This window comes from Priestia sp. YIM B13491 (assembly GCF_042787605.1).
Classification (GTDB): Bacteria; Bacillota; Bacilli; order Bacillales; family Bacillaceae_H; genus Priestia; species Priestia megaterium_E.
This window is the reverse complement of record NZ_JBHZOR010000004.1, coordinates 387,909-402,074: the sequence shown is the minus strand read 5'-3', so window position 1 is coordinate 402,074 and position 14,166 is coordinate 387,909. Positions and strand designations below refer to the sequence as shown.

The window sequence follows — 14,166 nt, the reverse complement described above, 5'->3', positions numbered from 1 at the left end:
TTTATTCCTCCTAATGGGTTTCATTCATTAGCGCCGTATCATCATTTTAGAGACTGACGCTTTTTATTTAGATACTTTTTATTAATGCAAAATGCATGCCAATTTTCATCGCCCTATTTCGGGCAATTATGGACGATTTTTAATTCATAATAGAATCAAAACAAAAAAACTGATTCAGTACTGAATCAGTTAATTCATTTTGAATTAAATTTCCCTTATTTAATGTTGTACTTTCGTAAACGTCTTACAACTGTAGGCTGACTAATTCCTAATGCATTTGCCATTTCATACGTTGTTTGACACTGGCGATAAGCACGGATCAGCCAGTTTTTCTCCACTTCTGCAAGTGCTTGCTGAAGCGTCATTCCTTGAGAGGTTAACACATCTAGAGTCTCCCATTCTTCTTTTTCACTTCTGATCTTTTCTGCATGAAACGGCAGGTCTTGAGGCGAGATGCTGTTTTCATCCGTTGTTAACACGAGGCGTTCAATCGTATTTTCTAGCTCGCGCACATTTCCGGGCCAATGATATTCAACTAATTGATTTAGTGTCTCTGCATGAAAAAATTTCTTCATTTTATATTTTTCATTTTGTTTATGCAACACGTGATAAAGCAGTGCCGCGATGTCTTCTTTTCGCTCGCGAAGCGGAGGAATCGTAATCGGAATAACGTGTAGCCGATAAAATAAATCTTGGCGAAATGTTCCTTTTTTGATCATTTCCTCAAGCGGCTGATTTGTTGCTACAATTAGCCTGAAGTTTACGTGTTTGGCTCGTTCACTTCCAATTTTGGTGACTGTTTTTTCTTGCAGCACCTTTAAAAGCTTCACTTGCATATCAAGTGGCAGCTCTCCTATTTCATCTAAAAAAAGCGTACCGTTATGAGCTAATTCAAACTTTCCTATTTTTCCTTTTGTGCTTGCACCTGTAAAAGTGCCTGCTTCGTATCCAAACATTTCAGATTCAAACAAACTAGACGGAATGGCTCCGCAGTTGATTTCAATAAACGGCTCTTCTTTTCGTTCACTTCCATAATGTAAAGCACGAGCAAAAGCCGTTTTACCAACACCCGATTCACCTAGCAGCACAACCGTCGCATCGCTGTCCGCCACGCGATTAATAATGGACCATACCTTTTTCATCGATTCACTTCGTATGACCATATCATTTGACTGCTGTTCCCGAAGCTCTTCCACTTCTAGCTGATATGTTTTCATTTTCACTTCGAGCTGCTGATAATCTTCTTTTAAGCGCTGAAGCTCTGTTAAATCATGTGAAAAGCTGATTACTCTTTTCATACACTGATGTTCATCATACACGGGAATACCGGTTGCCATTACCACTTTGTCCGTTTCTGTTTTTTGCATCAGCTGTACTTCTTTCTTTTTCTTTAACACTTCAATCGTAACGGAAGGTGAAAATATCCCGCGGTCTTGCAATTCGTATACGGTTTGTCCGACTAAATCTGACACGTCATATCCGTATATATCACGGCAGTTTTGACTCGCTTGTAAAATACACCCTTTTTCATCAGTGATGACGATATTGTCATTCGAAGCATGCAAAATAGCTTCAAGCTCTCGTTCAATCATCTCAGTGCAGTACTCCTTTTTATTTAATCTGATTTTTCAAATATTTATACCTTCTATTTTATCAGTAAAATCGCTTATCCAACATAAAAAAGCTCCGTATAATAGGAGCTTTTTGTTTAAGACAGCTGCTTCATTTTTTGTTTAAATAACGCTACTTTAATCATAAAATAAGTGATGTTTTCAGGTAATTCTTCTTTGATTGGTTTTAACTTTTCATCGCCTACTGAGGAAGCAGCTTCTAAAATAAGCTGTTCGTCCTCCTCTGAAAGAAAAGGTGACCAGTCAATTTCTTTTTCTTCTTCTGCGCATTTAAACAAATGATTTTCAATGGTAATGCGGCTCAATTCACGTTCAGCAGCAATTTCATCTAACGATTTTCCTTGCTGAAATAGCTCATACGTCATTAAGTGAGAGCCTTCTTTTGATGAAGCTCTTGCTTTTTTTGGAGCAGGCGCTGAAACTTCTCGCTTTCGATCTGGATTTTCTTCACAAAACTGTTTGATTTCAGTCGTGAATCGTTCTCCGTATCGCTCTTGTTTTTGTTCTCCGACTCCTTTTACAGTGGCGAACTGTTCAAGCGTTACCGGAAGTTTTGAACACATATCATGAAGAGTATCGTCTGAAAAAATAACAAAAGGAGGCACGCCCGCTTCGTCTGCCAACTGCTTTCGAACGGAACGCAAATGAGCAAACAGCTCGTCGTCTTGGACAATTTGCTTCACTTCCATTTGTTCTTTTCTCATCACTTTTTCCGTCCCAAGAAGCACGCCTTTTCCTTTGGCCGCTACGGATAAAGTAGGAAATGATCCTTGTCCTACCAAAATAAACTGCTCTGAAATCAAATACTCAATAAAATCGCTCACTTCTTTAGCCGACCGGTCGCTCATGACGCCGTACGTTTTCAGCTTATCAAAACCAAAATCCACTACTTTTTTATTTCGAGAGCCCGTTAATACTTGAGCAATCATCATTTTACCGAAACGTTCTCCCATACGAATCATACAAGACAATACTTTTTGCGTATCGACCGTTACGTCTATTTCCACACGATCATCCGTACAGTTGCTGCAGCGGCCGCACTCATGCGCTTCACTTTCTCCAAAATAATGAAGAATATACGCTTGCAAACAGCCTTCTGTATGACAGTAGTTCACCATACTTTGCAGCTTTTCAAGATCTTGAATCTGCTTTTTAGGATTCGACGTTGACTGTTCAATTAAAAAACGCTGCACGCGAATATCCTGAGGTGAATAAAGCACGATACACTCACTTGGCAGTCCATCACGACCTGCACGGCCTGCTTCTTGGTAATAGCTTTCCATATTTTTAGGAAGCTGATAGTGAAGAACAAAGCGAATATTCGATTTATCAATCCCCATTCCGAAGGCAGAGGTAGCCACCATCACCTGCACATCATCTTGCAGAAAGCGGTTTTGCTCTTCATCACGGCTGTTTGCATTCATACCAGCATGGTATTTTGATACATTAACTCCTGACTTTTGCAATCTAGCATGAAGCTCTTCAACATCTTTACGCGTAGCGGCATAGATGATTCCGGCTTCTTGGTCATTTTTACGGATATACTGATCGATATAACTGATTCGATCCTGACCTTTCACCACCGCAAACGATAAATTTTCACGTTCAAACCCAGTCATCACCGTGTACTCTTCATTAATATGAAGAGCTCGGCAAATATCTTCACGCACTTGAGGCGTCGCAGTAGCCGTCAGTCCCATCACAATCGGAGCATTAGACAGCTTGCTGATGAGTTCATTGATGCGCAAATAACTCGGCCGGAAATCATGACCCCACTGTGAAATACAGTGCGCTTCATCTACCGCTACAAGCGGAATGGGAAGCATTTGAAGCTGCTCTAAAAACTGCGGAGACTCCAGTCGTTCCGGCGCTACATAAAGCAACTTATATTCTCCGAGCGCGACTTCTTCTAAGCGCTGCTGCACCTCCGTGTGAGTCAGCGAGCTGTTAATATACGTGGCCGGAATACCAGCTGCGTTCAACGTGTCGACTTGGTCTTTCATCAAAGAAATCAACGGAGAAATCACCAGTGTCGTTCCTTCCAAAAGCAACGAAGGAATCTGATAACAAAGCGACTTCCCTCCTCCTGTCGGCATAATACAAGCGGTATTGTGCCCTTCTAAAACATAACGAATCGACTCTTCCTGTCCTTTTCGAAATGAATCATAGCCAAAATAGGACTGTAAATGTGTTAAAGCTCGTTCAAATTGCAAAATAGCGTCCTCCTTTAAAATAAGTAGAAATAGTAGTTGAGGGATTGGTTGAGGGTAAACATTACAATTGCTCTTCCTATTCTAACAAAAAATTAGCTGCTGTGTTATTTCTAGCATAACTTCACACAAAAATATATGTAATGTAAAAAGCAAGTACTTTACAAAGACACTTGCTTTATAATGATTTAAGATATTATCGTAACAAGCACTATTAGCACTCAGTAGCAAGCCAGTATCTCCAATAGAGCGTAAATAATGCATATTTTTTAAAATTGCACCCTATTGCTGACGCTTCTTTATCGAGTGGCCTGCTTATTCCTGCTAATCTTGAAGTAGTAACCACAGTGGATGGAGTATTTCTTGCTATTTATTCATATCCAAATATTCTTCCAAAAGCATACAGATTGCCTTGGACCTTATCTTGACGACACAGTCGTTGAAACACGACCTATAATAGAAGCTGCCTGTACCAACTATTACTTGGTACAGGCAGCTCCTGATGATTCAAATTTTATTCAAAGCTGTAATCCCAACTTGCCTTACTGTTACTTGACAAATTATTAAATCAAAAGGTAGCTCTTGTTTTGACGCAAATGAGCAGGGCTGCGAACCAACAAGTGTTCCGAGTGCTATCAATTTCTCTCTTAACTTAACTTCTAATACTACTGACGGAGCAGGGATGCATAAACAAATTTGATATAGAAGATTCTCAACTTCAACTTGTTTAATATTAGAAATATCGATATATGAAGTTTGTTCAAAAACTATTATTCCCCCTCGGCTTCTTATCAAGGGGGGTTCTGTATATAAAATAAGTAAATAATATGTCAGTCTGACACACCGGGAATTTATAATTGCTTTTTGAAATCAGATACCAAGCTACATGCTGATTATTTTCAAACATTCGTAGAAACTGAGTAGACAAACGCCTTTTTTTCATGATTAAACGCTTGTCCAGTTCATTTATGAAGCAATTTACATCTACTATACTAGAAGGTGAAAATATGTCATATTATTACAAAAAATATTTAAAAAGTAGTTCTGACGACGAATATAGACACCACTGTGATAATGAATGGCATAAACATCACTGCAAACGACGCTGTGACAATGATTGTGAGAGACCAGATTTTGATGATAGACCTGCGTTTGGCACAGTAACAGGTACAACCACAGTAGCAGGAGGAGCTGTAAATACTCCATTAACACTTAATAATCTCCTGTCTCCAAGCAAGAACGTACGAGTTGTTCCTAGTGGTATAGAAGTTTTAGAAAGCGGAGAGTATTTTATTTCATTTTTAGCATTCTTCACTTCTACTCCTACTGGCTCAGCTGTTTCGTATACGATTAACGCCGGAGGCTTTACTCAACCTGTTTCTTCTTCTGCTAATAGAGCTACAGCATCCCTCGTCCGTTATTTAAGAAGAGGCGATACGGTGACAGTCACAGCAACGGTAACAACTGCTGCCGGAACTACTACTACTATCAATGCCGCTCTCACAGTCGCAAAAATCTCGTCGCGTTTTTCCGAAAAAGATTTTTATTAATTCCTATCACACTTATTTCCCTCTTATTTGATAAGAGGGCTTTTTTTATTTCTTATGTAAACCCTTCCTAAAATTCTTTTCCCCGTTTTGCCCTTTTTTCCTGTATAATAAGTAGTAAGAAAGAGGTGCTTATGACGAGACATCCTGTAGAAACGATTTATTATTTAGAAAATCCTCAGCGTGATATTTCAACGTATGCTTCGACAACGCAATTAACGGTTGAGTCTGTTGTGAAAGATGTGTTTGGTGTTGCTTGCGTAGCAGACATTAAAATTATGCTTCAATATAATAAAGAATTCCGAAAAAGCATCAGTCAATTACACAACGCAATGGACGATGATCTTACGTTAGAAATGGTTTTTCGAATTGCGTCGAAAGAAGATTTGCTTCGATTCAAAAAAAGTTTGCTTGAAAGCAGTTTAGATGACGCAGAAACGTCAATAGACTGTCCATTCAGCGCGACCATTCAGTTGCAAGATGGTCGTTATACGTGGAATGAATCCACTTCTGTGTACGAAAAACAAAAAGAACGCCTTTCATCTTAAGTTTTTATTTTTATGTATGAAAAAAGCCTGTATCTTAACTCCTTAGTTAAGATACAGGCTTTTTGGAATTTGTCCTATATTTGATTTTTAAAGTAGAACTTTTTAAGTGAAAATTAATGAAACAAGCGCGTAATTTTAGTTTTTCTATTAAAAAAGAATAATGCGGTAATCATTGTCACATCGGTCTTCACAATGATGTTTTTTCTCATGACATGGATCATAGTCGTCATGCTTATGGCATTTTTTCTTGCAAGAACATTTGCTGTGGCCATAGTCGTCATGCTTGTGGTATTCTTTCTTGCACGAGCATCTGCTGTGATGATGGTCCTCACAGTTGTGGAATCTCTTTTTGCAACATCCCATTCTACTATCATCTCCTTCTTTCTTTGTCCCTATCAGTATATGAAAAAGAAAGGAATGTGCACGGGTGCCTGTCCTAGCTTGAGGAATTTTTTAAAAAATGTGCGTACGTCTGTGATTTAACTTCCATCAAAAAAAGAATTATGCAAGGTAAAAGCTAAGCTTGCTAAAGCATTCTTCTGTTTGTTATCCGCCAGATTATCCTCAAAAATAACTGCGCTGCTTTCTTTTCTCCTATGTTAGACTTTTTAACTCAATTTCAGAAAATAGGTTTTATCTCTTCCAATAACGTGTATACACAAAACAAGGAGATAAGTTACTTAAGCTTCTCTTCATTACTCAACGTATTCGAGAAAGTTGTCTATCATACAAGGAGGTTTTTGGAAATGGTAAATGTAAAAGTAGTTGAAAATGGCGTACAGGCAAAAGATACAATTGAACAATTTTTACGTGAAGGATTTACAAAAGACGAAGTTTATTTACTTGCACACCATCAAGATCGCTCCGAGGATTTAACAGCTGCAACAAATACAAACAACATCGGTCTTTCTGAACAAGGTGTTTTTGATGCGATTGCGAACGTATTTCGTTCTCGAGGAGACGAGCTTCGTGCCAAAATGCGTTCATTAGGATTATCACAGCCGGAAGCTGAACGCTATGAAGAAGAATTAGACCACGGTAAAGTAATTGTCGTTGCATCAAAAGTTGCTTAATAAAAAAGCCCTACAACAGGGCTTTTTTATTTTGTCTTCCTCCCTTCTTACCTTTTCATTAAAGCAGTCATTCAGACATATGATTATGAAGATAAGAGTTACTGTGAGGAGTGATATATTTGATTATAGGAATTGAGTACACAAAACGTGTAAAAAATGGATTAGTTGTTAAAAATATTCCTTACAAGATACACGATAAACCTTGTGATGAAGGCTGCTGTAAAAATGATAAAACGATAGGCATCAGAGACAAATTAAGGGTTAATTGGCTGTTGAATGTTTTTATGCCTAGCAAAAATATAACAGTATTTGATTATAAATATTGGTCAGAGGAATTAACTTCTTTATGGAGAGAGCATAGGAGAAAAACGATATAATACACCTGCTAAAAAAACTCCTTGATAAGCAAGGAGTTTTTTTCTATTTACTTCATTTTCTAGAACCAGCATATTTATTACGCATTGCCGCAATTTTTATAACTTTAAATTTGGTGATAGTAAATGTACTGTCATCATTATAAGTTACTGCGTGAGAGGCTTTTTCTTCCCCTTATTATAATCAATTTTATATGTAACATTTCTTAGCTGTGTTTATCCTTTTCTGCTGAAGGCAATAATGAAGATGCATAAACTATATAAAGGGTGAAAAGTTATGATTAACGTCATTGAGACACTACTTGATTATATAAAAAACTCTTCTACAGATGATTCGCCCCCTCCCCCACATATTGGTGAGGCTATGGGATGCTGGTTATATTTCACTGCTTTAGCGGAAGAAATACCTGCCTTAGAAACCTGTCTTAATACAACAACCAACAGCGAACTGCTTAAGCTTACTCAAGACTCAAAAAACCTGGCTGAATCTCAGATTGATACACTCAAAAAATTAATGATTAAAGAAGGAATTATGCTTCCTGAAATACCGGCTACCAAGCCGAAATCCGACCCTAACAGCATTCCATTAGGAGCAAAAGCAACGGATTCTGAAATTGCTAACTTAATATCTGTAAAAATTGCTTCTAATATCGTCATGTGCAGCACGAATATGGGACAGTCTATTAGAACCGATATTGGATTGATGTGGCTAAAATTCCACACTGAAAAGGTTATATTAGGATCAAAAGTGAAAAGTCTGATGCAGCAAAAAGGCTGGCTTAAAATTCCTCCTTACTACTATTTACCTGGAGCACCTCATAACTAATTGGAGTGTTTTAAGGTAAGCAGCATAGATAACCTTACATCTAACACATTTAACGAGGTGCTTGAATATGGATTTCCCTACAATTCATACAAATTTTTGGGACGCAGTCATTGGTGTTCCTGTCGTATTAATCGTGACCCAGCTGATCAAATGGCTTTTTCATCCTAAAAAGCAATATGTTCCGACTATTGCTTTAGCTGTCGGCGTGCTTTTTTCAGTATTTATCAGTCACCCTCATCATATTATTGCCGGATTGTTTATGGGATATTTTTATGGATACGCCGCAATTGGCAGCTACGCCGGTCTTAAAACAACGTGGAGAACGATTAGAAAAGATACGTCACCTTATTCATCAGACTAAAAAACCAGCGACATATTCGCTGGTTTTTTAGTCTTCACTACTTATTTCTTCTGCTCCTAGCTCTTTGGCTAAGTGAACAACCGATTGATTGATTTTCCATACGTAATAAATGTTATGCAGCAGCTGAAGATGCTGTAAATTTCTTGATTGAACGGACGTGTCAAAATAATCTAAAGATTGTTCAATCTTTTGTCTTACATCTTCAAGCGTGTATACATACGTTCCTCGCTCTCCTCGCAACGCTTTTTCAAGCTGAGTGAAGTTGCTTGCTACTTTCTCTTCCACTTCCTTTACTACACCATGAAATTCTGCTTCCCTGTAAAAAGCCTCGTTTCTAGTAGAAGAAGCTACCAAATGCTTGGCGTAATAATTAATGGCGGTAAAGACGGTCAAAAATTGCTGAAGACGTGAACGGCCAACGAAACCTTTGATAATAGGATCTGAATCTACATGAAGCTGTTTTAGCTTTTTTTCTAATTCCATTCCTTTATCAGCTAAATTGGCAAACGCATACTGCTTCGTAAAACGATGCAAATAAGTATGAACAAATTCTTTTAAAGCCGCTACGTATTCTACTGAGGTGTCGGTTATTTTATCTCTTGTTCTTTTAGGAAACACAAGAGCAGATACGGCTAGACCAATTCCAACTCCTACAACTGTATCTAATACGCGAGCTAGTAATAAACTCTCTGAAATCCCCCCAAGAAGCATGTCATACATAAAGGCCAGCATCATCGTAATCCAAAAGCTCATAAACGAATACGTAATAGGAAAGAAATAAAAAGCCATAAACACACAGATAAAAAGCAGCGTTATTTCAAGTATCCCGGGTGAGACAAAGCTTGCGACAACAAAGCCAACAGCTGCTCCTAAAAGCGTTCCTACGCTTCGCTGCACGGCTTTTACAAACGTACTTCCTATCGTTTCTGTACCAAGAAGCACTAGATAGCCTGCTAACAGCGCCCAATATTGATGCGATGGAGATAAAAAAGAGCCAAATATTAATGTCGCAACAGCAGTGATGACCGCTTGAATAGACTTTTTCGTAGAGGGTTTTAATCCTTTTTCTTCATCATTGTCCTCTTCGTCTTCTTTTTCTTCCGCTTCTTTTTGAGGCTGTTTTTCTTGTTTCACAATTGCCTGCTGCAGCTCATAGGCTTCATCAATCACGTGATTTGATATCGTTTCGATACGGCGGATTAAGTAAAGCCAATCTTTATACCTTTTATCTTGAGGTTCGAGTTCACTTAATTTTTGGCGCAGCTCTTGCAGATGCTGAGCTGCATCCTTTAAGGAATGAGTAGGGTTTTCATTTAATACTTCTGCTTCGCGAATCGATTCCACTAGCTTTAACAGCAGCTGCTGAATATCAAAATGATTAAATGCCTTTAATTCACTGAGCTTTCGAATCGCCGGGGAATATGTCTGGAGCAGCATAACTGTATCAAATACATAAAGCCGCATCTGTTCAGCTGTTACGCCAGGCCATATGTCGTGGGGATCTGTATTTCCAAGCTCTTCTGATACTACACGGGCATACTCGGCCAGTTTTTTAATATTGCGGTTATATTGTTTGATTTGAGCCGGTTCAATTTGTTTCTTTTGAATTAACTCAATAATTAAATCAAGCACCAAATTCACTTGAATATGAAATGATTTCATTGAAGACCTCAGCACGTTGGCAGGCCGGTCTTTAAAGATAACAAAATTATAAATAAATGCACAGCATGCTCCTACTATAACGCCAGCTAACAGCCACGGCAGCTGAGAAAATGTGACGTGTAAAATAGAAGCAAAATAAAACGACATAAAGGCCACCATCGACAGGGAAAAATAGCGAATACCAAATCTCTGTAAATAAAAAGACAAAAACACCAACAGAACAAGAAAAATATTTTCTGCTTGTCCATATCGTGATAAAAACGAGCCAATTCCGAGAGAAACGGCGCTAGAAAGCGCTACTAAGCCTGTTGTCACTTTTTTTGCTTTTGTTGTTTCATCATTCACAACCAATATACCCATCAGGCCGATTACGCCTGCTAAAATAGCAGCGGTAATTTGTGAGCTTCCCGCTGCTTTTAATACGATCAGCATAATAACGACCGCTGTAATGACGCTAATCGTAGCTTTAGAAGCCGTTTTGAGCCTTTTTCGTCCAGGGTCTGCAGCAACTAAGCGGCTGAACCAATATGAAAAAATAAACACCCTCTCCTTTCGTGCTGTAGAGTTCTTTGCAGAAAGAGTAATATTATTACTTATACCCTTTTTTATTCTTTTCTATCGTATGTAAGCACGTTTTTACACTATAACATTGCGAAGGACTAAAGTGCTAAACAAATGCTTAAAAACACATCTGTTTTCTGTCAGATGTGTTTTTAAGCATTAATCAGTACTTACAATGTAAGTGAAGAAATTTCCCACCCGTTTGTTAACGGATTTCTCTTTAAAGTAAAAACCATCGTGGTCTTTTGAGCCCCTTTATCTTCGTAATAAATAAGGCAATCTACGGCGATTTTCTCTTTTGTTTTATACTTTTTTGCATGAAATACGTCCGTTTTATAATAAATAGTGGAGATACTATGCAGTTTTGCCCATAGCTTATGCTCTTGCTTCACGCGCAAAATCGGCTGCATCAAAGCATCATCATCTTGCTTTAATCCTGTTAAAAACATATTTACGACTTCTGCCGGCTCAGCTTTTAATGCATATTCATCAAGCTTTCCTCCTGCTTTTAATACCATTAACTGATGACCTGGATCCACATTTTGAGACTTGTGAGTCGTACTTCCTGCAAAATGAATGCAAAAATGACCGGGGAATCCATTGTCAAGCGCACCGGCTCCGTGAGGCATTCCGTTCATGGAAGCGGCAAGCATTTGACCTTTAAACGGAATGAGAACAGCTCTTCGGTTCCAGCTCCATTTCCCATTATATAAGTGCTTCATTACTTTCGTATCTTGGCGTGTAAGCGGCTGAGCATCTGCATGGTGTGAGCCTGCTCTTCGCTGCACGTAAAAGTAAAAGCCGGTTTCTACATCGATCACTTTAAACTTTTTCCCCTTCGGCAGTAAGCTTTCTACACGTTTCCACTTTAATACTTTTCCTGTGTCACTTACCGGAAAGTACGTAAGGTTTTCTTCTGCTTTCATCTTTTGGGGATGCACAAAAAAACTAATAAGCATAAAGACTAAAATCATTAATTTTGTCATTGTCTACCCTCATTACCTTGTAGTTTCTCTATGTAATATGCGAAAGTACACATACAATTATAAATAGAAATTTTTACACGCTCGCCTCATGGAAAATAATACAAAAAAGAGCTTGTGAATCCTATACATTAAACGGTTCATTTTATTCATACTAACAGGTGAAAGCGAGGTATATGATATGAATTTCACTTGGATGGTTGGACTTTTAATGCTCATTCAACCTCTTTCTACACAAGACCACCTATCTATTACTCATGACGGTAAACCAATTGAACGGATTGAACGGGACAAAGTGGCCGTGCCTCTTCTTCCTGTCCCTATGGTTGATCATGACAGATACAATCTTTTTCTAAAAGAATTGGATAAAAAAACATATAGAGAGCCCATAAATGCCCGCATTGATAAAAGCGGACAAATTGTTCCTGAGCAAGCGGGTGTCAAACTATATCATAAAGATTTTGCGGAGAAATTTTATACTTATTTTTTTAACGGCGGTACGTCAACATTAGAAATCCCGACGCTTCCTGTTCCGCCTCGCGTAGATAAAGAGCTGCTTGCAACGATTCGAATTAAGCAAATCGGTCATTATCATACGGTATTTAACCCTCATAATAAAAATCGTTCTCACAATATTTCTCTTGCAGCTGAATCACTAGACAGCAGCGTTATATTTCCTGGGGAAGTTTTCTCTTTTAATCAAATCGTCGGAAAAAGAACGGCAGCAAAAGGGTATATGCGTGCGCCAATCATTGTAAAAGGAGAGTATTCTGAAGGAGTTGGAGGAGGAATTTGCCAAGTTTCTTCTACTTTATTTAACGCCGTCGATAACGCTGGCGTAACGATTACACAGCGTTACTCACACAGTCGCAGTGTTTCCTACGTACCTCCTGGACGAGACGCTACCGTCAGCTGGTATGGACCTGACTTTCATTTTAAAAATACGTATAGTGATCCTTTGTTGATTCGAGCGCAGGTGCACGGGGGAGTCATAAGCGTGGCCGTTTACTCTACTGATGCGATTGAATATAAGCCTCGCCGCGTGCCTTGGGCTTCTATTGATCAATTGCCGAAAGAGAAAAAAATTGAATCGCATGTTGATACTGAGCCTGCCGATTAATCATCTCTTTCAGCTTTTTATAATGAACATAAAAAAAGCCTAAAGAAATTTCTTTAGGCTATTCAGTGATATAATTAGCAGCCGTAGCCGCCACCATAACCACCGCTATAACAACTACATCCGATAATTACTAATAGAATAAATAATACAACTAATAAAGCGAAACCAGAACCGAATCCACATCCAGCATTAGACATACAAGCACTCCCTTTCAACGTGATTTTCTGTTGCTAAAACAAAGAAGGTTCAAACATGGGGTGTTTCTCATGGATAGCTTATTGTATGTCTGCCTAGACGTTTTGGTTTGCTGTTCTGCTCATTTTTTAAAAATTGGGCTTGTTTTCGTCTTTAAAACTCGAAAAATGCAATTCCGTAAAAGTAAAGCTCATTTCCACTCTTCCTTTAAAATCGCGTAATAATATTCATCCCACCATCCTTTTTCAGTTGGAATACATTTTTTAAAATACCCTTCTCTTCTCATCCCGATCTTCTCCATAACACGATAAGAAGACGTATTCTCAGGCTGACAAGTAGCAATAATCCGATGCAGTTTCATTGTGTTAAAGCCATAGTCCACGATTGCTTTTGCCGCTTCTGAAGCATATCCTTTCTGATGATAGAGAGAATGAAATACCCAACCAATTTCATAAGTATGGTCCCCAAAATAGTTAAAAAAGACGAGATGACCAATTAAAATTTTTTCGTTTTTTAAGACAACTGGAAAATTTTTAACATTTTCTTTCGTATTTTCATTTACAAATTTCTTCGCATCATCCTTACTAAAAACACCTTCTGGTATGTACTTCATGACATTAGCATCAGATGTATATGCGTAGACATCTTGCCAATCTTCATATTTAAATTTGCGTATTAGTAGTCTGTCAGTCTCAATGTTCATGTGGTTCTCCCCTATCTCAAAGCTATCTTTCTATACGCTTGTTTCGATAGTGAAGATATAAAAACCTCTTTGCACCACAAGTTACTATTGCTTTTGCTGACGCTTCTTTAAAACAAGATAAAGTGACTCTGCGAAAAAGAAAAATAAAAGAGAAAAAAGGACAAATAATTCGGCCACTTCCATTACACGAAACGGGCTTAACGCATTGTATAGCGCCTGCAGTATGTTCGTTCCTTGAAAAAGATCAATTCCTACAGAAAGAGCGATCACAGATCCAAATAGCAGTAAGCTAACTCCAATAATTTTCATATGTCTACTCCTCACCTAATCATTACTTACCTCATAGGTTCGTCATTTTTATTTACCATCATG

15 protein-coding genes are annotated in these 14,166 nt (G+C 38.3%); 7 read left to right on the top strand and 8 right to left on the bottom strand.

The annotated features are described in order from the left end of the window. Window positions 1-215: 215 nt before the first annotated feature. Window positions 216-1,592, bottom strand: coding sequence for a sigma-54 interaction domain-containing protein (locus tag ACFX4E_RS17015; protein WP_377237969.1), 1,377 nt, complete (start codon window positions 1,590-1,592; stop codon window positions 216-218). Window positions 1,593-1,708: 116 nt separating this feature from the next. Further along, window positions 1,709-3,844: a DNA helicase RecQ gene (gene recQ / locus ACFX4E_RS17010; protein ID WP_098525083.1), complete on the bottom strand. Its 2,136-nt coding sequence runs from the start codon at window positions 3,842-3,844 to the stop codon at window positions 1,709-1,711. 1,004 nt (window positions 3,845-4,848) lie between these two features. On the opposite strand from recQ, the gene ACFX4E_RS17005 reads away from it, so the two are divergent. Further along, window positions 4,849-5,391, top strand: coding sequence for a hypothetical protein (locus ACFX4E_RS17005; RefSeq protein WP_098333224.1), 543 nt, complete (start codon window positions 4,849-4,851; stop codon window positions 5,389-5,391). A gap of 131 nt (window positions 5,392-5,522) precedes the next feature. After that, window positions 5,523-5,936, top strand: a complete 414-nt coding sequence (locus ACFX4E_RS17000) for a hypothetical protein (RefSeq protein ID WP_205689760.1) — start codon at window positions 5,523-5,525, stop codon at window positions 5,934-5,936. 113 nt (window positions 5,937-6,049) lie between these two features. Here ACFX4E_RS17000 and ACFX4E_RS16995 read toward each other — a convergent pair whose 3' ends face one another. Continuing rightward, on the bottom strand, window positions 6,050-6,310 hold the full coding sequence (locus tag ACFX4E_RS16995) for a hypothetical protein (protein WP_336117584.1): 261 nt from the start codon (window positions 6,308-6,310) through the stop codon (window positions 6,050-6,052). A gap of 372 nt (window positions 6,311-6,682) precedes the next feature. Here ACFX4E_RS16995 and ACFX4E_RS16990 point away from each other — a divergent pair, with 372 nt between their 5' ends. The 4 genes from ACFX4E_RS16990 (at window position 6,683) to ACFX4E_RS16975 (ending at window position 8,570) form a co-directional block, all read left to right on the top strand. After that, window positions 6,683-7,009 carry a YflT domain-containing protein gene (locus ACFX4E_RS16990; protein WP_013056955.1) on the top strand — a complete coding sequence of 109 codons (327 nt, stop codon included), beginning with the start codon at window positions 6,683-6,685 and terminating at the stop codon, window positions 7,007-7,009. A gap of 119 nt (window positions 7,010-7,128) precedes the next feature. Further along, window positions 7,129-7,386 carry a hypothetical protein gene (locus tag ACFX4E_RS16985; protein WP_060745700.1) on the top strand — a complete coding sequence of 86 codons (258 nt, stop codon included), beginning with the start codon at window positions 7,129-7,131 and terminating at the stop codon, window positions 7,384-7,386. Window positions 7,387-7,660: 274 nt separating this feature from the next. Beyond that, window positions 7,661-8,209 carry a DUF3231 family protein gene (locus tag ACFX4E_RS16980; protein ID WP_377237970.1) on the top strand — a complete coding sequence of 183 codons (549 nt, stop codon included), beginning with the start codon at window positions 7,661-7,663 and terminating at the stop codon, window positions 8,207-8,209. 67 nt (window positions 8,210-8,276) lie between these two features. Continuing rightward, window positions 8,277-8,570 (top strand): hypothetical protein, encoded by a 294-nt coding sequence (locus ACFX4E_RS16975; RefSeq protein ID WP_025752303.1) that lies wholly within the window; start codon window positions 8,277-8,279, stop codon window positions 8,568-8,570. Window positions 8,571-8,597: 27 nt separating this feature from the next. Here the strand turns inward: ACFX4E_RS16975 and ACFX4E_RS16970 are convergent, their stop codons facing one another. Further along, entirely contained in the window at window positions 8,598-10,775 is a 2,178-nt protein-coding gene (locus ACFX4E_RS16970; RefSeq protein WP_098790682.1) for an FUSC family protein, read from the bottom strand. Between the two features lie 188 nt (window positions 10,776-10,963). Then, window positions 10,964-11,779: a hypothetical protein gene (locus ACFX4E_RS16965; RefSeq protein ID WP_060745703.1), complete on the bottom strand. Its 816-nt coding sequence runs from the start codon at window positions 11,777-11,779 to the stop codon at window positions 10,964-10,966. 178 nt (window positions 11,780-11,957) lie between these two features. Between ACFX4E_RS16965 and ACFX4E_RS16960 the strand changes: the two genes are divergently transcribed. Next, window positions 11,958-12,896: a VanW family protein gene (locus tag ACFX4E_RS16960; protein WP_377579802.1), complete on the top strand. Its 939-nt coding sequence runs from the start codon at window positions 11,958-11,960 to the stop codon at window positions 12,894-12,896. A gap of 74 nt (window positions 12,897-12,970) precedes the next feature. Here ACFX4E_RS16960 and ACFX4E_RS16955 read toward each other — a convergent pair whose 3' ends face one another. The 3 genes from ACFX4E_RS16955 to ACFX4E_RS16945 form a co-directional block, all read right to left on the bottom strand. Next, entirely contained in the window at window positions 12,971-13,093 is a 123-nt protein-coding gene (locus tag ACFX4E_RS16955; protein ID WP_013056948.1) for a YjcZ family sporulation protein, read from the bottom strand. A gap of 188 nt (window positions 13,094-13,281) precedes the next feature. Beyond that, the gene (locus ACFX4E_RS16950; protein ID WP_098333228.1) at window positions 13,282-13,794 is read right to left on the bottom strand and encodes a GNAT family N-acetyltransferase; all 513 of its coding nucleotides are present in this window, start codon (window positions 13,792-13,794) and stop codon (window positions 13,282-13,284) included. Between the two features lie 84 nt (window positions 13,795-13,878). Next, on the bottom strand, window positions 13,879-14,103 hold the full coding sequence (locus ACFX4E_RS16945) for a YczF family membrane protein (RefSeq protein ID WP_028408619.1): 225 nt from the start codon (window positions 14,101-14,103) through the stop codon (window positions 13,879-13,881). Window positions 14,104-14,166 lie beyond the last annotated feature (63 nt).